General features: G+C 62.2%; 20 protein-coding genes. 9 read left to right on the top strand and 11 right to left on the bottom strand.

Features of this window, described 5'->3' with window-relative positions:
• Window positions 1-50: 50 nt before the first annotated feature.
• From X730_RS149785 to X730_RS149810, 6 genes are all read right to left on the bottom strand, one after another.
• Window positions 51-1130 (bottom strand): glycosyltransferase, encoded by a 1080-nt coding sequence (locus X730_RS149785; protein ID WP_023826490.1) that lies wholly within the window; start codon window positions 1128-1130, stop codon window positions 51-53.
• A 31-nt stretch (window positions 1131-1161) separates the two neighbouring features.
• On the bottom strand, window positions 1162-2493 hold the full coding sequence (locus X730_RS149790; RefSeq protein WP_023755600.1) for a UDP-glucose/GDP-mannose dehydrogenase family protein: 1332 nt from the start codon (window positions 2491-2493) through the stop codon (window positions 1162-1164).
• A gap of 54 nt (window positions 2494-2547) precedes the next feature.
• Window positions 2548-3447, bottom strand: a complete 900-nt coding sequence (locus X730_RS149795) for a glycoside hydrolase family 16 protein (RefSeq protein ID WP_023668806.1) — start codon at window positions 3445-3447, stop codon at window positions 2548-2550.
• 121 nt (window positions 3448-3568) lie between these two features.
• Window positions 3569-3964: a hypothetical protein gene (locus tag X730_RS149800; protein ID WP_023696966.1), complete on the bottom strand. Its 396-nt coding sequence runs from the start codon at window positions 3962-3964 to the stop codon at window positions 3569-3571.
• 127 nt (window positions 3965-4091) lie between these two features.
• Complete coding sequence (locus X730_RS149805) at window positions 4092-5114, bottom strand: glycosyltransferase family 2 protein (protein ID WP_023742531.1); 1023 nt, start codon at window positions 5112-5114, stop codon at window positions 4092-4094.
• Window positions 5115-5257: 143 nt separating this feature from the next.
• A complete protein-coding gene (locus X730_RS149810; protein ID WP_023711260.1) occupies window positions 5258-6382 on the bottom strand; it encodes a nucleotidyltransferase family protein in 1125 nt (374 codons plus the stop codon).
• 484 nt (window positions 6383-6866) lie between these two features.
• Between X730_RS149810 and X730_RS1000000166245 the strand changes: the two genes are divergently transcribed.
• From X730_RS1000000166245 to X730_RS149835, 6 genes are all read left to right on the top strand, one after another.
• A complete protein-coding gene (locus tag X730_RS1000000166245; protein ID WP_023684233.1) occupies window positions 6867-7019 on the top strand; it encodes a lasso RiPP family leader peptide-containing protein in 153 nt (50 codons plus the stop codon).
• 162 nt (window positions 7020-7181) lie between these two features.
• Window positions 7182-7451 (top strand): PqqD family protein, encoded by a 270-nt coding sequence (locus X730_RS149815; protein WP_245261370.1) that lies wholly within the window; start codon window positions 7182-7184, stop codon window positions 7449-7451.
• A 25-nt stretch (window positions 7452-7476) separates the two neighbouring features.
• On the top strand, window positions 7477-7851 hold the full coding sequence (locus X730_RS149820; RefSeq protein ID WP_245261369.1) for a lasso peptide biosynthesis B2 protein: 375 nt from the start codon (window positions 7477-7479) through the stop codon (window positions 7849-7851).
• A 3-nt stretch (window positions 7852-7854) separates the two neighbouring features.
• The gene (locus X730_RS149825; protein ID WP_023715554.1) at window positions 7855-9771 is read left to right on the top strand and encodes a lasso peptide isopeptide bond-forming cyclase; all 1917 of its coding nucleotides are present in this window, start codon (window positions 7855-7857) and stop codon (window positions 9769-9771) included.
• Window positions 9771-10739 (top strand): HPr kinase, encoded by a 969-nt coding sequence (locus tag X730_RS149830; RefSeq protein ID WP_023826489.1) that lies wholly within the window; start codon window positions 9771-9773, stop codon window positions 10737-10739. The genes X730_RS149825 and X730_RS149830 overlap by 1 nt, the downstream gene beginning before the upstream one ends.
• Window positions 10740-10744: 5 nt before the next feature.
• Window positions 10745-12580 carry an ABC transporter ATP-binding protein gene (locus X730_RS149835; protein ID WP_023715552.1) on the top strand — a complete coding sequence of 612 codons (1836 nt, stop codon included), beginning with the start codon at window positions 10745-10747 and terminating at the stop codon, window positions 12578-12580.
• 47 nt (window positions 12581-12627) lie between these two features.
• Here the strand turns inward: X730_RS149835 and X730_RS149840 are convergent, their stop codons facing one another.
• Window positions 12628-12900: a hypothetical protein gene (locus X730_RS149840; RefSeq protein ID WP_031197005.1), complete on the bottom strand. Its 273-nt coding sequence runs from the start codon at window positions 12898-12900 to the stop codon at window positions 12628-12630.
• 606 nt (window positions 12901-13506) lie between these two features.
• Between X730_RS149840 and X730_RS149845 the strand changes: the two genes are divergently transcribed.
• From X730_RS149845 to X730_RS149855, 3 genes are all read left to right on the top strand, one after another.
• Window positions 13507-14184: a sugar transferase gene (locus tag X730_RS149845; RefSeq protein WP_023668816.1), complete on the top strand. Its 678-nt coding sequence runs from the start codon at window positions 13507-13509 to the stop codon at window positions 14182-14184.
• A gap of 217 nt (window positions 14185-14401) precedes the next feature.
• Entirely contained in the window at window positions 14402-15625 is a 1224-nt protein-coding gene (locus tag X730_RS149850; RefSeq protein ID WP_032910064.1) for a polysaccharide biosynthesis/export family protein, read from the top strand.
• 177 nt (window positions 15626-15802) lie between these two features.
• On the top strand, window positions 15803-16894 hold the full coding sequence (locus X730_RS149855) for an acyltransferase (RefSeq protein ID WP_023826486.1): 1092 nt from the start codon (window positions 15803-15805) through the stop codon (window positions 16892-16894).
• A 10-nt stretch (window positions 16895-16904) separates the two neighbouring features.
• On the opposite strand, the gene X730_RS149860 is transcribed toward X730_RS149855, so the two are convergent.
• The 4 genes from X730_RS149860 to X730_RS149875 all read right to left on the bottom strand — a co-directional run bounded on the left by X730_RS149860 (window position 16905) and on the right by X730_RS149875 (window position 22079).
• Window positions 16905-18188 carry an O-antigen ligase gene (locus X730_RS149860; protein WP_023689977.1) on the bottom strand — a complete coding sequence of 428 codons (1284 nt, stop codon included), beginning with the start codon at window positions 18186-18188 and terminating at the stop codon, window positions 16905-16907.
• A gap of 275 nt (window positions 18189-18463) precedes the next feature.
• Entirely contained in the window at window positions 18464-19291 is an 828-nt protein-coding gene (locus X730_RS149865; protein ID WP_023822116.1) for an SDR family oxidoreductase, read from the bottom strand.
• Between the two features lie 101 nt (window positions 19292-19392).
• A complete protein-coding gene (locus X730_RS149870; protein ID WP_023668821.1) occupies window positions 19393-19878 on the bottom strand; it encodes an acetone carboxylase subunit gamma in 486 nt (161 codons plus the stop codon).
• Entirely contained in the window at window positions 19875-22079 is a 2205-nt protein-coding gene (locus X730_RS149875; RefSeq protein ID WP_023826485.1) for a hydantoinase B/oxoprolinase family protein, read from the bottom strand. Before X730_RS149875 ends, X730_RS149870 begins: the two co-directional genes overlap by 4 nt.
• Window positions 22080-22089 lie beyond the last annotated feature (10 nt).

The raw sequence follows: 22089 nt of genomic DNA, 5'->3' as shown, positions 1-22089 counted from the left end.
TGCGCGACCACGGTCGTGCAGCGTCTCAGCTGAAATGCAACACGACGCGTTTAGGCTGCGCGCTCCAAACCGACACGTCTTGCGCGGTCGAGAACGCCCATGAACGTTGCGAACTGGCTGTCGGGGTTCATCTGCCGCCGCTCCGAAAACTGACGTGCTGTCGCTGACAGCCGCTTGTACTCGGCCTCATCGCTCCACAGCCGCCTGATCGTTGCGACCCAGTCGGCGAGCGGGGCGTCGTAGTCCAGTACCACGCCGCCGGCGCCGATCGCTTCCGGCAGACCGCCGCGCCGCGAGCCGACCACGGGAATGCCACTACAATGCGCTTCCGAGGCCACCCGGCCCCAGGCTTCTTCCCATTTGCTGGGCGCAAGCAGGATTTTCGTGCGGCCGTAGACCGTCTTCATGTCGCTGGTGCGGCTTTCCAGCTTGACGTTCTGGAGGGGAGAGATTGTTGCTTCGATCCGGGCTCGATGATCGTCGTCGAGCTTCCAGCTTTCGACGAACAGGAACGGGATCTCGGGACAGGCGGCGGCAATGCGCACCGCAAGATCGAAGCCTTTTTCCTCATATGGATTGATGAGCGTGACAAATTCACCGGTCGTCGGTGTGCAGTAGAACGCGGGATTGATGGTCGGCGGAATAACCGTCGAATCGATATCGAATTTTGCCTTATAGGCGCGCGCGGTGAACTCGGAGTTGGCGATATAGACCGCCGAATGGAGCTCACGCAGATCGCCGGCCAATTCGTCGAATTCGACATTCCTCAGATAGACGGTCAGCGGCACGCCAAGCCTCTGCAACTCTCTGCCGATCGGCACCGAATTGTGGCACTGCACGACCGCGACATCCGGCCTCAACTTTTTGACGGCGAAGTCGGCCGCTTCCCAGGGGAACCACGCCCGTACAACCGGATAGCCCGGGAAATTGTCGATGACCGCGCGCTGACGAAGGAGCTTCATCTTGGCGCGCGCCCTGAAGCCGAACATGCCGTCGCCGAACAGGGCTGCCAGAACGGATGCCTCGTGACCGTTTTCGCGCAATTGCTCGACCAGGTGGTGGGTGCTCGACTGGACGCCCCCGCTGAATTGCGGCGTGTAGCCGGTGCCGCCTGCAAACAGAACTTTCATGAACCTGGCTCCGCGTTGTGCCGCCCTGCCTTCACGCCGCCATCCTGCCGATCGAGAAATACTCGATGCCGTGACGGGCGATGACCTTGGGATCATAGAGGTTGCGGCCATCGAAGATGACCGGCGTGGTCAGGGCATCCTTCACCGCGTCGAAGGACGGGGCGCGGAAACTCTTCCACTCGGTGGCGATCAGCAACGCGTCGGCGCCGCGCAACGCCGCCTCCTTGGTGCCGCACAACAAAAGGTCGTCGCGCAGGCCGTAGATGGCCTGGCATTCCTGCATCGCCTCGGGGTCGTAGGCCTGCACATTGGCGCCGGCCTGCCACAGCGCCTCCATCAGGACGCGCGCCGGCGCCTCGCGCATGTCGTCGGTGTTGGGCTTGAAGGCGAGGCCCCAGAGCGCGAAGGTCTTGCCCTTGAGACTGCCCTTGAAATAACGGTGCACCTTGTCGAACAGCACCGACTTCTGGGCATTGTTGCGCTCCTCCACGGCGCGCAGCAGCTTGGCGTCGAACTTGACGCCTTCGGCTGTCTTGATCAGCGCGCGGACATCCTTGGGAAAGCACGAACCGCCATAGCCGAGGCCGGGATAGATGAAGTGATAGCCGATGCGCGGATCCGAGCCGATGCCCTTGCGCACCTCCTCGATGTCGGCGCCGAGTTGCTCGGCCAGATTGGCCATCTCGTTCATGAAGGAGATCTTGGTCGCCAGCATGCAGTTGGCGGCGTATTTCGTGAATTCGGCGCTGCGCACGTCCATCACGATCATCTTCTCGTGGTTGCGGTTGAACGGCGCGTAGAGCTCGCGCATCACCGCCTCGGTGTCCTCGCTGTTGGTGCCGACGATAATGCGGTCGGGCTTCATGCAGTCGGCGACGGCGGAACCTTCCTTGAGGAACTCAGGATTGGAAGCGACGTCGAAAGCCAGGTCCTGGCGCCCGCGCGCCTTCAGCGTCTCGGCGATTTTGGCCTTCACCTTTTCGCAGGTGCCGACCGGCACGGTCGACTTGCCGACGACGATCTTGGGACTGTCCATCTCGCGGCCGATGGTCTCGGCCACCGCCAGCACATATTTGAGGTCGGCCGAACCGTCCTCGCCGGGTGGCGTGCCGACCGCAATCATCTGGATCTCGCCATGCTTGACGCCGGCGGCGGCATCGGTGGTGAACTTGATCCGGCCGGCTGCGTGGTTCTCCTTGACCAGGGCCTCCAGTCCCGGTTCGAAAATCGGCACCAGGCCCTGGTTGAGCCGCTCGACCTTCTTTTCATCGACATCGACGCACACCACCTGGTGCCCGACCTCAGCCAGCACCGCAGCCTGCACGAGACCGACATAGCCAATTCCAAAGACCGTCAAATTCATTCGGGTTAATTCCTGTTCACGCCCTTTGGCCTTATATGGCCGGGCCGGTTCAGATTACTTTATGCTGCTTACACTGCATGCCAGCGATTCCGGAAACTGGCACGGCTGGCCGAGCGCGGTGAAGGCCACGCGCTGCACCTGCATCGTCACCTGGCGGCCGGGGTCCGAAAAGGCGCCCATCCAGTTTTTCAGCGTGTCGCTGCCCCAGAGGCTGAAGAATATCTTCTGCGAGTGGGTCGGCAATTGCTCGGGATTGGTCACTTCCTGGACCAGCTTGCCGTTGACGTACCAGCGCAGCCGGTCCTTTTCCCAGATAAAGGCATAGTCGTTGAAGCCCTTGTCGGCGCCGCCTTCGACCTCGGCCAGCTTCTCGTTCTTGGGCTTGCCGGCGATGTAGCTGTTGACCTGCACCTTGGATGTATCCTTGGTCAGCACCTCGAAGTCGATCTCATACCAGGGCTGTTTGTCGGCAGGGCCGATATAGGTGAAGAAAGCGGCGTTGAGACCGGATCCGGTGTCGGTCTTCATCCGTGCTTCATAGGTCCCATATCCGAAGCGCTGCTTGGTCTGGATCTCGGCGCAGGCGAACTCGCGGTCCTTCAGTTTGCGCTTTTCGAAGCCGAGCGTCAGCATGTTGTCGGAAAATTTTACCAGGCTTTTCGACCAGGTGCAGTTCTGGTGATTGCCGTTCGACCAACCGTCGGAGACATACCAGCGCGAACGATCGAAACTCTTGAAATCGTCGACGAAGGACGGTGCGCTTTGCATCTCCGGGGAGGCGTCCTGGGCGCGGGAGGGGTGGGCGGCGCCGAGCAGAGCTGCGGCTGCCGCCAACAGAAGCGCACCAACGGATAGAAGACGCGTTGGGTTTACAAGACGCATTGGCCGATTTGGCCGCGTTGAAATCATGGCATCGATTGCCGCCATGGGCGTCGTCTTCGGATCTGCGTTCATATCAATTCACCTTTGTGCTGTTCCGCCCCAACCCAAAGTCACCGATTGGCCCACATTGCTAACGGGCCGATCCCGATCCTCCGTCCCCGAACTTTCTCTTCTGTGTCTCGTGTGACCGTGTTCAGCCGAAGCGACCTGCGGGTTTGACATATTCCCCGTGCGAATCAGAACTCTGGCCATCCTCGCCGACGATCGCGTCGAGTGAATGACGCAGTTCCTTCATCCGGCTCGTCTGGCGCACCAGCTCGGCGATGCGCTGTTCGCAGTTCAGGATGGACTTCGTCAGCTCGCCGACTTCCGACAGCTTGCTTGCCGACGCCGAGCCGTTCTCCATCGACTCGACCAGGAAGGCCGCGTTGGTGGACTTCGACCGGTAGCGGGCCTCCAACCCGGTCTTCTCGGCCGCAATCTCGGCCGTGATCTGATCCAACAGCTTTGCCAGACGGTCGAAACGCGCCAGATCGGTCTGCTTGTCGCGCGCTGGGTCCCTGGACCTGAAGCCGAAAATTGAAGCCATCCGGTTGGCCTTCCAAAATTGCTGCACCGCAACATACAGTGCCATCGTCGGGGCGTGTAGGCAACCTCCGAGTTTCAGAAAGGCAATTTTTTCAGCCTTGCGGCCGCCGTCCCGGACTTGGCGGAGCCTACTTTTGCGCCGCCGTGCTGGTAGCGGCCATGAGGAAGCGCAAGGGCGGCACCGGCTGCTGCCGCGGGGGCAGACCGGCGTGGCGAAACAACGCATCGAGCTTGTCGGCGGCCACGCCGACAACGATGGGAATGAAGTTCGACTGGCTGGCCAGCGCGTAGGCGGCGGCAGACGCCATGCCGCGCTCGGCCTTCACATCGAGAAAATTGCGCAGCCGGTATTTGTCACGCACATGCCGCTCGTGCTTGCGCAGCAGGGCCTTGGAGCCTTCCGGCAGGCTGTCGATCTTGAGCAGTGCCAGATCCGCATCGGCGAGGCGCTTCAGATCCTGTGTCTTGTGGCGCCCGCTCAGCGAATCGGCGCGCACGATCGCGCCATAGCCGCAGGAACGGATGACCTTGAAGCGTGCGCCAAGGGCAAAGGCGCGGGCGTACAGTTCATAATCTTCGCCGAGACGCAGGTTCTCGTCGTAACGCAGCCCATGCCTGTCGAGGAAAGCTCTTGATATCACCGGCTTGAGAAAGCCGAGTTCGCCGCGCTGGACACGCCGTCTGGAGATGTTGCCCTCGATGAACCGCTCGAAGTCGAGGAATTCCGGGTCCGCCGAAAAGGACGGGGCGACGATCTTAGAGACGTCGGTCGCCGTATCGTCACGGATCAGCATGATGTTGTCGGCGGCGAAATCCCAGTCGGTGCTGGCAAACAGCTGGCGAAACCGTCCCTGAAGGAAGAAATCGTCGGCGTCGAGAATGCTGATGAAAGGCGATTTCGACCCGGCAATGGCGGCATTGCGGGCGAAGGACGGGCCGCGATTGACGTCGAGCCGGATGACCGAAAGCCGACCGCTGCCATCGTCGGCAGCGCTGGCCACTTTTGCGGTGTCGTCGGTGGAGGCGTCGTCGACGACAACGACTTCCGCCACCTCCGGCTCGCGCAGCGCCGAGGCGATGGCTGCGGGAATGGTCCGGGCCGCGTTGCGCGCCGCGATGATCACGCAGACCCGGGATTCTGTCATGGACATAGGGTGGCCTTTCGATTGCATAAAGTGTCGCATTGGTCCCTCGCCCTCCCGGCGCGCGGCGCCGGACCCAGATCCATCCCCCGATCCATCCCCAGCGGATCGGGACGGAACGTTATCTGCCTGCTGCATGACGACCCTCATCGTCACCGGCTTTCCCGCTCGAAAATCCGCCGGCTGAGGTCGGCTGACGCGGCCCAGCCGGCCTCGGTCAGGTAGCGGACAGGTTCGCGGCCGCACAATTCCCACAAAACGGTGCGCCGTTGCGGCCATCTGAGCGACGACAGCCACGGCGCGATGACCATGTGGAACAGGTCTTCATTGCCGATGCGTGACAGGATCCTGGTGGCCCGATCCGACAGCAGCGTGCCGGCGCCACCAAGCAGCACATCGGCGGCGCGCAGGCCCAGCAGCAGGGTGTCAGCCAGCCCCTGCTCGGCCGCGTAGTCGAGCACAGTCTGCTGCTCGGCCTCGCTCAGCCGACCGGCAGCGGCCCGGATATCGCAGACATAGCCCGCGCATGGCTCGCGGTTGAACAGCGCCTTTGCGACACTGATGCAGGACAGAAGCAAAGTGTCGGAGGCCGAGATGAACGGCACGCTGGAGCCGGCGATCGCAAGCGCGCGCTTGCGGCGCAGGAACCCTTCCGTATCGCGCGGGCTGGGCGATCCCGGCTGCTGGAGCCGGTAATGGAGATCGACGGTGGACAATTTCCGACCCTGGCTGCGAACCATGTGCTGCTCGCCCAGAAAGCGCACCCACCAGACGGAGCGGGACTTGCCGGCGACCTCGTAGCCGATCGAGCGCAGCGCATCGCGAGCTCTAAAGAAGCCGGCCGGCGACACCAATATGTCGACATCTCCGGACGGCTTCATGAAATGGTCGCCATAGAGCAGTTGCTGCTGGAGGGGCCCCTTCAGGAACACGAAATCGATGCCGCTGCCGCGCAGCGCCTTGTCGATGGCCATCGAATCCATGATGCCGGACGAGTTCATCGCAATCGTGCGCCGGCGATAAGTGTCGAGCCACTCGAGCAATCCCGGCGGCGTCTCGCCCGCCGGTGGGCGCGACAGCGCCTTCAGCATGAAGGTGGCGACCTTGTTCAGCCTGGCGATATCGCAAACATCGGCAACGGAGATGGCCGGTGCAGGCGCGGCGCTGGGGCTCGCCCTGGAGGCGAAGAACAGCCGCAGGCAAGCCTGCACATAGGCCACTTCGTCGGCGCAGCCAGCGGCGCGCAACCTTTCGAAGGTCCCTTCCTGCAATGCCATATGCTGCAGCATCTCCGCAAAAAATTCGCCAGGCGCGTTATATTGCAAGTGCGAAGCAAAGCATCGCCAAATTCATGCGCCGCGTCCAGTTTTTCCTTTGGCGCTAATTTTCCTGCAACCTGAACGTTTCGCAACACAGTCCTACAACGAGATGCAAGGCGCCGCCTGATCGGGGCTTGTGGCGGGTACGTCAGCAACAATTTTTGTGGGAATGCGCCAGCGCCCAAGTGAGGAGCATTCGAAGGAAAATTTAACGTAATTAATCAGATACTTAGTTGACGGCCTCGGACACTCTGCTGAATTCTCCTGAGATGTGAAATGCAAAGCGCTTTGATCACCATTGAAGGGAGTCGCAACCGAGAATTGATTAACGGCTGGTAAATCAGGCTTGACTCATAAATGCTGCCATGCAGCTATTGCGGTGCAGCAATAGCTCGCTGCCGGCAATCGACAGGCCGCTTCCAGTCCACAAGTGGAGAGTAAATTGGAACAGAATGTTGAAAAGCATGAGTACGAAACCCCTAGCCTGACGGTCCACGGATCGATCGAGACCATCACGCAAGGCGGTAGCGGTACTACGGCACTCGACGCCTCGTTTCCGGCACATACGCCGGTCGGCGAACTCACCTTCTCCTGAGTCTTCTCTCGTTGGGGTGACAAAGTCCGGACTCTGCAAACAGAGCGCACTAAGGAGAGTCGGGGGTCAAACCCCGGCTCTCGCGTCTTTGTCCGGAATTGCCGAAGCGTTGGTTGTGAGCGAGGTTTAGGAATGGACTGGAACCCCACGGACCATGATCGGATGAGCGCGAGCAAGGATGCCGTGGCCTGCGAATTCGGCAACGGCCTGGCGCTGCTCGATATGAGGTCCAACATCTATTACAGCCTGAACGGCGTCGGCGCCTATATCTGGGAGCTGATCCAGGAGCCGCGGCCGATTTCCGAAATCCGCAGCGCCGTGCTGGATCGCTACAATGTCGATCCGGAACGCTGCAAGGCCGATGTCGATGGATTGTTGAAGGGCTTGGCGGACGCCGGGCTTGCGAGGCTCCATGATGAGGAACTTGTCTAGAGCTTTCTCACTGAGCGGGCCGGAGATGCTCTTTCTCGCCCACTGCCTTGCGGTGGTCGTGGCGGTGCGGCTGGGGCTGACGCTGCTTTCCTACAACATAGTGCGCCGCATGGTGACCCGGCTCGACGCGCGCGAACCAGCCGACATCGGCGATCTCAGGCGTGTCGCCTGGGGCGTGGCTGCGGCTGCCCGCCTGGTGCCTGGCGCAAGCTGTCTGACCCAAGCGCTTTCCGGCCAATATTTGCTTGCCCGCCAGGGCAACGCCTCAAAAATCCGCATCGGCATCGAGCGCGATACCGGCACCGAGTTGAAGGCGCATGCCTGGCTGGTCAGCGGCGACCACATCGTGCTCGGCGGCTCGCTTGGCAGGTTTAACCATCTCGTCGACCACGGCCAGTGAGCGATGAGCGGCGTCGCCGGAATTCTGCTGAGGCAGGAAGGCAGGCAGGCCGCCGCGGCCGACATCCAGCGCATGCTTGCCCGCATGCAGCATCGCGCGCCTGACGGCAGTTCGTGGTGGATCGACGAGGGCGTCGTTCTTGGCCACGCCTGGCTCAACACCACCGATGAAGCCGGCCCCGGCCCGCTGACCATGGCCGGCGGCAAGCTCGCAATCACCGCGGATTGCCGGCTGGACAACCGCGACGAACTCTTGGCCAGGCTCGGCATCCGGGACAATTCGGTTGCCGACGCCGTGCTTGTGATGCGCGCCTATCTGCGCTGGGGCGAAGCCTGCCCCGAGCATCTGCAAGGCGACTTCGCCTTTGCCATCTGGGATGGCGAGCGCCGGCAGCTGTTTTGCGTGCGCGACCATTTCGGCGTCAAACCGTTCTACTATCATTCGAGCGACCGGCGCTTCGTCTTTGCCTCGGAGATCGGGCCGATCCTCGATGCCGGCGGCGTCGACATGCGCATCAGCGAACACCAGATTTCGGGATTCCTGGCCGGGCTGCCCGACGATCCGCAGTCGACAGCCTATGCCGATATCTTCCGCCTGCCGGCGCGCCACAGTCTGACAGTGACCGGCAACCAGGTGGTGCTGCGCCGCTACTGGCAGATCGAACCGTCGCCAAGACCGATGCGGGCGGACACGGCCGAGGAATTCCGCCATCTGTTCTCGCAATCGGTCCGCAACCGCATGCGCGGCACGCCTGCGGTCGGGGCGATGCTGAGCGGAGGCCTCGATTCCTCCTCGATCGCCTGCGTGGCGGGCCTGCAGAATGCCGCCCAGCAAAGACCGAGGCTGCCGACCTTCTCGCTGGTGTTCGAAAAGGGCTCGCCGATGGACGAGCGGCCTTTCATCGAGGCGGTGCTTGGACAGGAGCAGGTCGACGGCACTTTGATTTCCGTCGGCAACTACGCGCCCTTCGCGGAATTCGAACGCATTCTGGAGGAGCAGGAAGAAACGTTCCTGGCCCCCGGCCTGTCGCTGACCCGCGACATCTACAGGACGGCCGGCGGCAAGGGCATGAAGGTGCTGCTGGACGGCCATGGTGGCGACGAGGTGGTTTCGCAAGGCCACGGCCATCTGCACGAACTCGCCGACGCCGGCAAATGGATGGAGCTGTGGCGCGAGCTGCGCAGCGCCTCCAACACCTATGGCGACGGCATGCTCGGCCTCTACTACCAGTTCCTTACCCTTTACGGGCCGGCCTGGCGCATCGCGAGAATCAAGCGGTTCGCGAACCGCGTGCTTGGCAAATTGCGGCGCCATCCAACTGGGCGGCCGGCGACGAGCTGGCGCGGCCTGATCAATACGGACTTGGCGATGCGTACCGACCTCGTCGAGCGCTTTCGCCGGGCCGGCTACATGTCGCCCGCGGTCAGCGCCAGCGAGACCTTGACCCATCGCTGGCTGCTGTCGAACGGCATGGTGCCGCACGCCTTCGAGGTACTCGACAAGGCGGCGGCGAATTTCGGCGTCGAGCCGCGCTACCCCTTCTGGGACAAGCCTCTGGTCGAGTTCTGCCTGGCACTGCCCGGCGCGGAAAAGCTGAACCAGGGCTTTGGCCGCTCGGTGTTGCGCCGTGCCATGGAAGGAATTTTGCCCCCGGCGGTGCAGTGGCGGCGCGACAAGATCGATTTCACCTCCAATTTGGTCAAAGGCATGCTGGGCAATCACCGCGATCTCCTGGACAAGGTGCTGGTGAAAGATGCGGCGCGGATTGCCCCTTACGTCAACCTGCCTGAGGTGACCGCCGCCTATGGCCGCATTTCCAGCCAACCCGAGGCCGCGACCTTGCCCGATGTCCAGTATGTATGGCGTTCGATTTCGCTATCATTGTGGCTGCGGCAGGTGCAACAGCGCGGGAGCCAATGATGATGCCGGCCAACATGCCTCTTGCCGCTGATGACCGCCATGCAATTGCTGCTCGCGCACAGCACTTCTACAAAGCCTATGGGCTGACGATCGCTTCGCAGGTCGAACTGCCTGAGCTAGAGCCGAGCGAACCAGCTTGCGTCGATGTGCTGATCACGGTCGGCCCGATCGACCTGCCAAAACCCTCGCCCGAGACCGGAACCGCTTTCCGTTTCGAGCCGCGGCAGCAATATTTGGCATGGCAGACGGTCGGCGCCTTCCTGATCACCGATGCCTGCCGGATCGAGGTGGAGCCGGCGCCTAATGTCGACGATGCGCTGCTGGCGTTTCCGCTGCTCGGTCCGGTCATGGCACTGCTCCTGCACCAGCGCGGCCTGCTCATCCTGCACGCCAGCGCCATTGCCGTCGGCGGCAAGAGCGCTGTCTTCATGGGCGACAAGGGCGCCGGCAAATCGACGACGGCGAGCGCGATGATCCGTGCCGGGCATCGATTGCTGACCGACGATGTCGTGGCGCTCGATCTCACGGACCGGCCGATGATCGTTCCGGGTTTTCCGCAGCTGAAACTCGCCGCCGATGCCGCCGCCGCGTTTCCCATCCGCCAGGCAGAGATACGCCCGCAGGTGCATGCGGCGATCGACAAGATGCAGCACCGCCTGCACGCCGGATTTGCGGCAGACGCGGTGCCGGCGACCCGGATCTATATCCTCGAGCGCAGCGACAAGGCAGCGATCACGCCGCTGCCAGGCATCGGCGCCCTGCCGGCGATCATCAAATTTTCCTATGTGACGCGTTTCGGCCGTCCAGCCCTGGTCGGCGATTTTGCCACGACACATCTTCGCCAATGCGCCGCCCTGGCCAGCCAGATCGGCGTCTGTCGCCTCGAAGTGCCCACCGGGCTCGACCGTATCGGCGAAGCCGTCGCCCTGATCGAAAACGATCTGGCGGCCGACAAAGGGCCGCGGTGACTGACATGTCCGCATCGCAGATCCTGCGCTTTTCGTTTTACCGCGATGTCGCCGGCTTCGGCGCCGCCATGGCCCGGATCGGCGGGCGCAGGACCTTCACGGCATTGCTGTTCCTGATCCTGGGAAGCCTGACCGAAGGCATCTCGATCCTGCTTCTGGTGCCGCTGCTGCATCTGGTCGGGCGACCCGAGCAGAATTTCGCGGTCAGGTTGCCTGACCGCGACTGGGTGCGCTGGCTGGCTCCGGACGGAACGCTGCAATTGACCACGGTGCTTTGCCTGCTGGTCGGGCTTGTCGCGCTGCAGGCGGCGTTCAACCGCTATAAATCCGTCTACATGGCGCGGCTGCTGCTCGACTTCATCAATCGCCTGCGCATGAACCTGTTCGAGAGCATCGGCAAGGCGCGGTGGGGGATATTCGCGCGCATGCGCAGCTCCGATCTCGACCATGCGCTGACCGGCGATATCGACCGCGTGCAGTCGGCGGCGTTCTCGCTGCTGATGCTGGTGCAGATCGCCGTGCTTCTGGCGGGTTATCTCGTTGTCTCGCTGTTCATTTCGACAGTGATGACGGCATTTGCCATTGTCGTCGGCATCGTCACCTTCCTGGCGCTGCAGCCGTTTCGGGCACGAGCCAGCGCCTTCGGCCGGGTTTTGACCAGCAATCGCCAGGAGCAGTACCGAACGGTCTCGGAGTTCCTCGGCGGCATCAAGGTGGCCAAGAGCCTGAATGTCGAGGCGACCTATTACGCACAGCTTCGCGCGACGCTGGAGAAGATGAAGGCCGACAACATCAACTACGTCCGCAACAGCACCATCGGCACCGCTCTGTTCCAGGTCGCCAGCGTCATTGGTCTGAGCTTGTTCATCTATGTCGCCCTGATCCGCTTCAACCTCTCACTGGCCGAGATCGTTGTGCTGCTTCTGGTGTTCATGCGCATTGCGCCGCGTTTCATGGACATGCAGATGCAGGCGCAGCAGGTGCTGATCAACCTGCCGGCCTATGCCTCGATGCGCGACATGCAGGCGCGTTTCGATGCCGAACGCGAGCCGGCAAACCTCGAATCGGATGCCAAGCTGTCGCTCGATGTCGGGCTCAACATCCGCAATGTCTCCTTTGCCTATGAGGCCGGCGGCAAGCCGGTGGTGAGCGATGTCACCTTTGGCCTTCCCGCCGGCAAGGTAACGGCGCTGATCGGTCCGTCAGGCTCGGGCAAGAGCACGCTTGCCGACATGCTGCTTGGCCTGCTCGAACCGAGCGAGGGCAAGATCCTGGCCGATGGCGTCGAGATCGGCGCCGCCAACCGCCGGCGCTGGCGCGACCAGGTGGCGTATGTGCCGCAAGACGTGTTCCTGCTGCACGATACGATCGCCGCCAATCTGCGCCTTGCCGCGCCGCAAGCCAGTGACGCGGAGCTGTGGACTGCACTGCGCGCTGCGCATGGCGCCGACTTCGTCGAGCGGCTGGAGTTGCGGCTCGACACGGTGGTCGGCGACCGCGGCGTCCGGCTCTCGGGCGGCGAACGCCAGCGCATCGCGCTGGCGCGCGCGCTGCTGCGCAAACCTTCGCTGCTCATTCTCGACGAGGCGACCAGCGCGCTCGACTGGCAGAACCAGTCCCTGATCGCCAAATCGATCGACGGCTTGCGCGGATCGATGACGATCCTGACCATTGCGCACAGGCCATCGATGATCGCCTTCGCCGACTGGGTGGTTGCAGTCGAAAACGGACGAATCGTCGAAGTGGGGCAATATCAGAGGTTGAAAGCGAAGGCCGGCAGCCGCCTGTCGAAAATGCTTTCAGGCGAGCAATCGGAACCCGAGCCGGCCGAAGCAGGCTGAGTCCGGCTGCAAGATGATCCGAGGCCGACCTTGCGGCTTCAGACTGCTCAATGCACGCTGCGCCTCGCCGAGAGCTTCTCGCCTTCAACCGCCTTGTCGGCGCCGAGGCTTCTTTCGGCGTCGCGAGCCTTGTCGGCCGATGTCGGCGCGCTCCTGGCGATCATAACATACACCAGCAGGAAATAACCGACTTGGATGAGGACAGCGCAGCCGATGACGCGAAGCACCGTTGTGGTGACCGTCGCGCCGTCGACATAGGACCACGCGACCACGATCGCGAGGGCGAAAACCATTCCAATGACGAATTTTGGTAATGACATGTTCGGCGGCCCGTCAACCGGCCCGAGCATGCAAAAGCGATGACTTACCCACCCGAGTATCTCCCCAGTCGCCATGCGAGCTTATTTAGCTGCTCTTTTCGGCCGGTTGCGTCCGGCCTTCCCAACCCATCCAGACTCTATCAGGAATAATTTGCGACTCTATTAAGGCGCGAAACTGACGGCAAGGGCAACCAGCAATAATTTTCGGCTTGGCGACGGCTTGGACTCCGCCATGCTGCGATGCACACGCAGGGGTGGTGGCCTAACTCGTCATGCGCTTTATACTACAGTAGAATCTACAATGTTGATTAGTATTTTACTTGTTTAATTTAGCAAAGCCAGTGATTCAAAAATCAGTTAAAGCCGTTCCCTCTGCGGCGAAGGACGATTTGCCCAAAACCCGCCGAAAAAAGGCATTACATTTCCTACGGTTGCTGATTATTCGTCACAAACCCGCCATAAAGGGCAAAATTTGGGCAAGGAGCGTTTATTATTTAGTCAATTCCTGACGTGACTATTTCAGCCATATGGGAAATTGTGTGTTGCGCTGCAGCATTTTTTTGGTATCGTGGCATAAACCATCCGTTCAACGTATGGAGCTTTTGCATGAGGGACGTTGCCAAGTCGGCCAATGCGGCATTTTCGCATGTCGGCGTAGATTTTCCGCCACCCATCGGCGGGCTGCTGAAGCGCAGTTTCGATATTTTCGGTTCACTTGTCGGCCTGGTGGCGCTTAGCCCGCTGTTCCTGATGGTGGCCCTTCTGGTCAAGCTTTCCGACGGCGGCTCGATCTTCTACGGCCACAAGCGCATCGGACGCGGTGGGCGGATTTTCCCCTGCCTCAAGTTCCGCACCATGGTCGAAGACGGCGAACGTGTGCTGGCCGCCTATCTCGCGGCCAATCCGGAAGCCAACGCCGAATGGATCGCGACCCGCAAGCTGAAGAACGATCCGCGCGTCACCCGCGTCGGCGCCGTTCTGCGCAAGCTCAGCCTCGACGAGCTGCCGCAGATCATCAACATCCTGCAGGGCGATATGAGCCTTGTCGGGCCTCGCCCGGTGGTGCGTGACGAGCTTGAGATCTACGGCAGCGCCGCGGTCTATTATTTGAAGTCGCGGCCGGGCCTGACCGGGCTCTGGCAGGTCAGCGGACGCAACGATGTCTCCTATGACAGTCGCGTCGCGTTCGACCGTCACTATGTCGAGAACTGGTCGCTGTTCGAAGACGTTCGCATCATCCTCAAGACCGTGCCTGCGGTGTGGATGTCGCGCGGTTCCTACTGACCGACCGCAACTGGTCAGCAATCGGGCCGGCACGGCCCGAAGCCAATCCGGTCCAAAGCTATTCGGCGATGGGCCGGTCTCGCATTGCAGCCATAGTGTTCTGCCAGGTTCCGAAGGAGGCACTCGGCAGCAGGCCTATCGGGCGGATGGGGCCAAAACGGATCGGAAACGTCAGTTGAAAACAGACATATCAGCGTATTTTCGCCTTGCCGGCCCGATGCGGCCGGCACGGCTCGTCGCCACGTGCCTCGCTCTGTCGCTCGCGGTTCCGGCCATGGCCGACGAGTACCGGCTCGGCTCGCAGGACAAGCTCAACATCCGCGTCGCCGAGTGGCAGACGGTGGAAGGCACGTTCCGTGACTGGTCGGCGGTAAACGGCGAATATTCGGTCGGTCCAGGCGGCAATTTGTCGGTGCCGTTCGTCGGCGAACTGCCGGCCGCCGGCAAGACCACGTCGGAGGTTGCGGCCGCGATCAGCGTCGCCCTGCAGCGCAAGCTTGCCTTGTCGGACAAGCCGGAAGCCTCGGTGGAAATGGTGCAGTTCCGGCCGTTCTACATCTCGGGCGAGATCCAGACGCCTGGCCAGTTTCCCTATGTGCCCGAGCTGACCGTGCTCAAGGCGATCAGCATCGCCGGCGGCATCCGGCGCAACGCCGATTTCGGCACCCAGCTCGGCAAGGACCTGATCACCGCCAAGGGCAATTTCGACATTTATGACGACCAGCGCGTGCGGTTGATCGTCAAGCGTGCCCGCATCGATGCCGATCTCGCCGGCAAGGAGAGTTTCGAGGCGCCTAAGGAAGTCGAGGGCGACCCGCGCCTGGCGACAATCGTCTCCGACGAAATGCAGATCCTGATCTCCGACCAGAAAGCGTTGAAGCTGAAGCTGCAGGCGCTTGACGATCTGAAAGGGGTCTTGCAGTCCGAAATCGAGGCGCTGCAGAAAAAGATCGTCAACCAGCAAAAACAGGTCGACCTGGCGCAGCAGCAGGCGGACAGTATCGGTCCGCTGGCGCAAAAGGGCCTGGTCGCCAACGCACGCCTGCTTTCCTCGCAACAGTCGGTCACCGATCTGCAGGGCAAGATCCTGGACTATGAGACGGCGATCCTCACCGCCAAGCAGTCGGTCAGCAAGGCGACGCAGGATGCCATCGATGCCCAGAACACGTTGAACTCGAGACTTGCCGCCGACCGGCAGCAGGTCGAAGCAGACCTCAACGAAGCCGCACTCAGGGTCAACATGCAACAGGGCCTGATGGCCCAGGCATCGGACCCGGCCACGACCGCCGCCATCACAAACCACAATGAAGAGCCGGCGCTCATCTATTCGCTGGTGCGCGTGACGGACGGCAAGACCAGCGAGATCGACGCCAAGGAAGATACGCCGGTGCTGCCGGGCGACGTCATCAAGGTGAAGCTGGCGCCGACGGCCAGCCAGTAACCTGTTTGTTTGGAGCAATTCCGGACGGAAAACCGTTTCCCACTTTTCCCGGAATTGCTCTAGCGCTCGGGCTCGCTCGGCGAGGCCCGCGCGATGGAGGCGGGAGGAACCAGTTCGGCTCGTTCGCGCCAGGGTGCGGGCGGGAACTTCCGTTTTTCGACCGCTTGAAGGCATTCCATGCAGCCCGCCGCACCGCGCCACGTCTACCTCAATCTCGATGCCATCCGCGGCGTCGCGGCGATCAGCGTCATGCTCTACCACTTCTCGCCGTTCCTGGCCGCCGGCAAGGTGCTGCCGTCGAGCTATTTGGCCGTCGACCTGTTCTTCCTGCTCAGCGGCTTCGTCATCGCGCATGCCTATGACCGCAAGATCGAAAACGGCATGGGCGTCGGCACCTTCGTGGCGATCCGCCTGATACGCCTCTACCCGCTCTACCTCGCCGGCACGCTGCTCGGTTTCTTCTATCTCGTCGTCAAGAACCGGCTGATTCCGGCGGAATACATGCCGATCTCCGAGATCGGCACCATGCTGACGACCGGCATGTTCTTCATCCCGCTGGTCAGCGATGCCTATCACACGATCTTTCCGCTCAACCCCGCGTCGTGGTCGCTGTTCTTCGAGCTGATCGTCAACATAGCCTATGTCGCCGTCTTCTTCCTGCTGACGAAACGCGTGCTGAGCACGCTCATCGCCGTCAGTCTGGTGTTGCTGGTGGTCGTCTCTATCATTGCCGGCACCCTCGACTTCGGCATGACCGGATCGACTATCATCAGCGGCCTGCCACGCGTCTGTTTCTCGTTCTTCCTGGGCGTGCTGCTTTGCCGGTCCATGACACGCTATCAAAGCGGGCTCGGCTTTCTGCGGCGCGGCTGGTGGATAGAGGCCGCGATCGCACTGACGCTCGTTGTCTTTGCCATCGCGCCGGCCGGCGGCGCGCGCGTCGCCTACGATCTCGCCTGCGTCGTCTTTGTTTTCCCGGTGCTGGTGGTGGTCGGCACTATTGCGCCGACGGCGCCGCGCCTGTCAGGCCTCTATGGCTGGCTGGGGCGGATTTCCTACCCAATCTACATCATCCACACGCCGCTGCTGATGATCATCGCCGGGGCGGGCAAGGCCGCAGCGATCGACCCGTTCGCGCATCATCCCTGGTTCGGCATCGTCATGGCGGTTTCCGTCATCGTCATCGCCGACATCGCCACGCGCCTCTATGACGAGCCGTTGCGCCGCTTCCTGCAGCGGCTGATGCTGCGCAAGCGCGCCGTCGCCTGAGATAAGCAAGTCAGACGCGCGCCGGCATGCGGCCGTTGGCGGTGTTCTCGTCCGGCACCGGAACATAGGCCCGCCTTGCCCTGGCGAGCGGCACCGGGCGCAGCTTGAACAGGCCGTAATAGACGATGAACGAGGCCATGAAATAGGGGCCGAGGATCTCGACCTCGAAGAAGGAGCGGATCAGCATCATGCCGACCGCGCCGGCGAGCACCACTGAATCGGCGCTCCAGTCACCGAACACCACCTTCGAAACATGGCCCCAGAAGGAGCGCAGGATGATCAGCGCCAGCATCGTCACGCCGATGAAGCCGAGCTCGACCAGCGTCTCGATATAGGTGTTGTGGAAATGGAAGCCGGTGCGGGTGGAGATGTAGAACTCGGCCCAGAGCCGTTCCGGATCGGCAAAACCCTGGATCCAGTAGGCGGCATAGCCATAACCGAGCACCGGACGCTGCTGCGCGGCGGCCCAGCCCTGTTCCCAGAGATAGGTGCGGCCGGTCAGCGTCGAATCCTTGCCGAAGATGCCGAGCACGACATCGAGCAGGCCAAGGTTCAGCGCAGCCATCACACCGCCGACCAGCGCGGTAGCGCCGACGACGAACAGCACGCGGCGGTAGCGGCGTGACAGAACCTTGCTCATGGCAAGCAAGGCAACGACACCGATCACCGCCGGAAGCGAAGCGACCGACGTCGCCGAGTGGGCGATCGCCAGCATATAGACCGACAGCAGGATGATCGGCGCGGTCCAGACGAAGCTCATCCAGTTGCGCCGGTAGAAGGCCAGAAAAGCGAAGCAGAAGAAGATGCCGAGCGAGGCGAAGAAGCCGATCTGGTTCTTGGAGCCGAAGGCGCCGACGAAATTGGTGGTGCCGTCGATAGTGTCGAGCGCATAGGCGCCAACCTTCAGCGAATACAGCAGCACGATGAAGATGCCGATCAGCGAGCCCAGCACCAGCGTGCGCGTGCTGATGGTGCGCGCCGCGATGTAGGCGCACAGCATGTGGGAGAAATATTGCAGCCCCGCCCGCGCGCTGGTGCCGGCCGCTTGCGACCAGAACAGCGACAGGCAGACATAGGCCGCAAACAGCAGCGGCAGCCAGGCGCTGGAGAGATCGCGGGCGAAACGCCGGTAATCGACGAACAGCAGCGGCAGCCATACCAGATAGTAGGCGAGGATCAGGATCTGGCCGAAATTGGTGGAGTAGGCGAAGGCAAAGACCGACACCGCAACGGCGAAGGCGGCATAGGCCTTGTTGTTGTCCGGATCGATCAGAATGGATTTCGGGATCTTCATATCCGTACCGGATTTCTCATGCTGCCGCCTTTCGGCTGGGCTGAAGCGCCCATGGTCGGCTTTTCTGCGTCATGCGCGATCGCCGGAACCTGCCCTTGCCGGACCCCGATCAGCGAGCATCCATTGTGCAGTGCACAATATAACCTCTATCGCCTGTCACTCAATGGTAAATTTGCCGCGAGGGGTAAAGTTGCTGCAGGCAGGGCCAAAACGACCATGCAACCGACAAATGGCGTTAATGCGGCTCGCTCGTTCGAAAATTCAAACTGTGGCCGCTACCACAGCGCTCCGCCGGTGATCTGGATGTTTTCCATGGTGATGCCCTTGGCCAGATCCGAGCACAGGAACACGGCTAGAGCCGCGATTTCCTGCGGCTGCAGCATGCGCTGCTGGGGATTGCCCTTGGCGATCTCGGCCATCGCTTCCTCGGCGGTTCTGCCCTTGCCCTCACGCTCGACGACCTGCGCCACGTTGCGGCGCATCAGTTCGGTCTCGACCCAGGTCGGGCTGATCATGACGCAAGTGACACCGTGCGCGGCGCCTTCCAGCGCTACACAGCGGGTAAGGCCGAGCAGCCCGGCCTTCGAGGCGCAGTAGGCCGGGTTGTCCTTCCAGCCGACGGAAGCCGCCGTCGAGCCGATGTTGACGATACGGCCCCAGCCGCGCTCGATCATGCCGGGCAGCACAGCTCGGGTGACGCGGAACGCTCCGCTGAGATTGGTGTCGACGATCTTGTCCCACAGCGCGTCGGAATGGCCGCAGACCGGCTGTTCGGCGGTGGTGCCCGCGGCATTGACCAGTATGTCGGCCGGGCCGATGGCGGCCTGCACGTCGGCTGCAAACCGGTTGGTCACCTCGCTGTCGCGGACATCGAGATGGGCGGCACAAACCCTGGTGCCGTGTGCCGACAGGGCCAACCGCACGCCCTCGAGTTCATCGGCGCCGGGATAGTAGGCGGCGTCGGATCTGTCGGCGCCGGCGGGCGCGATGTAGGAGCCGACGGCGACATTGGCGCCGGCTTGCGCCAGGGCCGTAGCAATGGCGAAACCCATGCCGGAAAACCCGCCGGTGACGATGGCGCTGCGGCCGGAAAGGTCTGTCATGGTGGGCAGTCTCCGATGCGACGTACGATGCGTTGATTCATAGTCCGTCGCCGGCTAGGAGCGCTACCTTGCCGGCAACGCGGCCGTAACATCGAGTTTCGCTAAAGCGGTTTGCCCAGCCACTCGCGGTAGAAGCCTTCGAGATCTGGCTCGAAATCATGGACGATCGGGTAGCCCGGCGCCGCCGCTTCCACTTCGTGCATGGTGCCGCATTGTGGACAGATGAATTCGCGAATTTCCATCCATTGCGGATCGGGAATATCGCTGTTGGGATAGATCTCGCGCAGCGCTTCCTCGGTGTTTCGCACGTTGATCGCGGCCTTGAGCTTCCAGTTCTTGCGGTAGTCGCCGAAGGAGTGGCCGCATTCGCAGCGGGTGATCCGTTCATCGCCGCTTTGGCAGATGAAGAGGTGATCCGAGACCGGCAGCAGGATCGGGTCCTTCCATGCGACACGGTCCTGATAGACGGCGAGCATCTTGAAGAAGCGGTCGTCGTCCTTGTAGGCGCTCATGATGCGCTTTGTCTGCGGCCAGGGCAGCTTGCCGGCTGAGAGATCGCCGAGGACTTCCTTGCTGTATGAGGTCATGGCTTTGCTCCCGGCATGAAGATCGATCTGGCGTCGACGGTCCAGAAATCACTGAAATCCCTGGTGAAGCGCGACGATAGCTTGATCGCGCTGGCATACATTTTCTTCACCTCGGGCGCGAAGTCGGCCTTCTCGACACGGCTGCGTTCGGCAGCGATCCAGTCCGAAACCGGGATCGCCTTGGCCAGACGCTCTCTGCGCATGGCGGCACGACGTTCGACGGTGGCGTCGATATCGGCAACCGGATAACCCTCGGCGTCGTCCTTCAGCACGATGCCGAAAATCTGGATCGCCGCCTGGCGGGTGAGAAAACCGTTCTCGGCATCCCAGGCGGTCTTGACCGCATCGCGCTCCAGCACGTCGCCGTAACCGCCGCCACCATTGTAGGAATGGCTGAAGATGTCCCCCGACTTGTGCGGCGAGGTGATGTAGGGGCCTTCGACCACGGCATGGTCGCCGCCGATGTTCTTCTCGTAGTCGGAGACATGCGGATCGATACCTGGGGCATGCGCGAGCGGTTCGCCTTTTGCCGCCAGTTCATGGATGTTGGAATTGCGTACCGCGCGATGCTTCTGGCAGGTCGGCGCGGGATAGCCGCCACACATGCCGCCATTGTCGAATACCCGCGAGGAGTGTTCCGAGGTGTGCAGTCGCAGGTGCGAGGTCTTGTTGATCAGCCAGGTCGAGACGAAGGAACAGCCGCCGCGATATTTGCCGGCGCCCCCTGAATTGGGGACGATCGAGCGGCCGATATAGACCATCGGCATCGATTGTTCCCAGACCTCGATGTTGCCCATGTCGGATTCCGGATTCCAGCCGACATAGGCGGTGTCGAGGCCATCGGCGATGGCCAGCGCGCCGGAGCCGGCGGCGGCGCATTCGAAATGCGCCATGCCGAACGGCGTACCGTACTGGCTTTCGCCGCCCATCTCGATCATCGGGCTGTTGACCTGGCCAACGAAGGCTTCCTCGACGAAGCCGCGCGCGACGAAGCCGCGCGACAAAAGGCGCTGGAACACGCCATAGGCCGGCAGCAGCAGCGCCCAGGATGTGGCGGTCGCCACCATCTCATTGTCGGGGTTGGTCCAGGTGCCGTGCGGCAGCTTCAGCTCGGTCGCCATCCAGGCGCCGTCATTGACCAGGCCCTCGAAATTCATGTGCTGGGTCAAGGTGACGAACATGCCGCCATCCATGCCGGCCGGCGTGCAGTTCATCGAATGGTAGCCCCAGGGCTGCGTGCCCTCGAAGTCCATGGTGATCTTGCCGTCGGTGGTGATCTCCATCTCGATCGGGATGTTGTAGAGCCAGTCGGGATCGCCAAGCAGCTGGAAGCCGGGCTTGCCCGTCGTGACATGGCCGTAGAAGGTGTGGCCACGATAAATGCCGGGCACGGTGAGCTGGCGGGTGCGGGCGAGCTGGGCGCGACGGCCCTCCTCGATGAACTCCTTCGACACCTTCATCCAGTAGTCGAGGCCGATGTCGGAGATCAGCTGCTTGACGCTTTCGCGCATGTCGATGCAGGAGGCGACCTTGGCCTTCTCGTCCAGCACCCAGTAGATCGGCATGCGCAGATTGCGCTCGCAGCGGATGACGTAGTCGCGGCGGATCTCGTCATTCTCGCCTATCTTTTCGGCGCAGACGAACAGGCCTTCGGTGAAGCGCTCCTGCGCCAAGCAGACGTCGCCGCCGGGCGTGATGCCGCCGGCTTCGAGCTCGTGGCAGACCGCACCGGCCCAGCCGACCAGCGTGCCTTCATGGAAGATCGGCACTACGTCCATGACGTCGGGCACCTGCACGGTGCCGATGAAAGCATCGTTGTTGGCAAAGATGTCGCCTTCGCGGATCTTCGGGTTTTCCTCGTAATTGTTCTTGATCATCCATTTGATGAAGCGGCTCATCGTGTGGACGTGGACCATGATGCCGTTGGACAGCGCGATCGCATCGCCCTCGGGCGTATAGATCGCCACCACCATTTCGCCGACTTCGCGCACGCCGGGCGAGGCAGAGATGCGGCGGGCCATTTCGCGGGCCGAGACGCAATAGGCGCGCAGCTTGGTGTGCAGCGTCTCGAATTTCAGCGGGTCCTGGTTGCGTAGCGTGAGCTCGGTGATGCCGTCATAGCAGCCGGTCTCTTCCATCAGCCGTTCTGAATCGAGCAGCCGTTCGCGAAGGCGCAGGGCCGAGGCAGGTCTGTCCAACATGGCGGTGCCC

Origin of the sequence: Mesorhizobium sp. L103C131B0 (assembly GCF_000502275.1) — a bacterium.
Lineage (GTDB): Bacteria > Pseudomonadota > Alphaproteobacteria > Rhizobiales > Rhizobiaceae > Mesorhizobium.
Note: the sequence above shows the minus strand (reverse complement) of the source record. Positions and strands in the feature narration are given on the sequence as shown.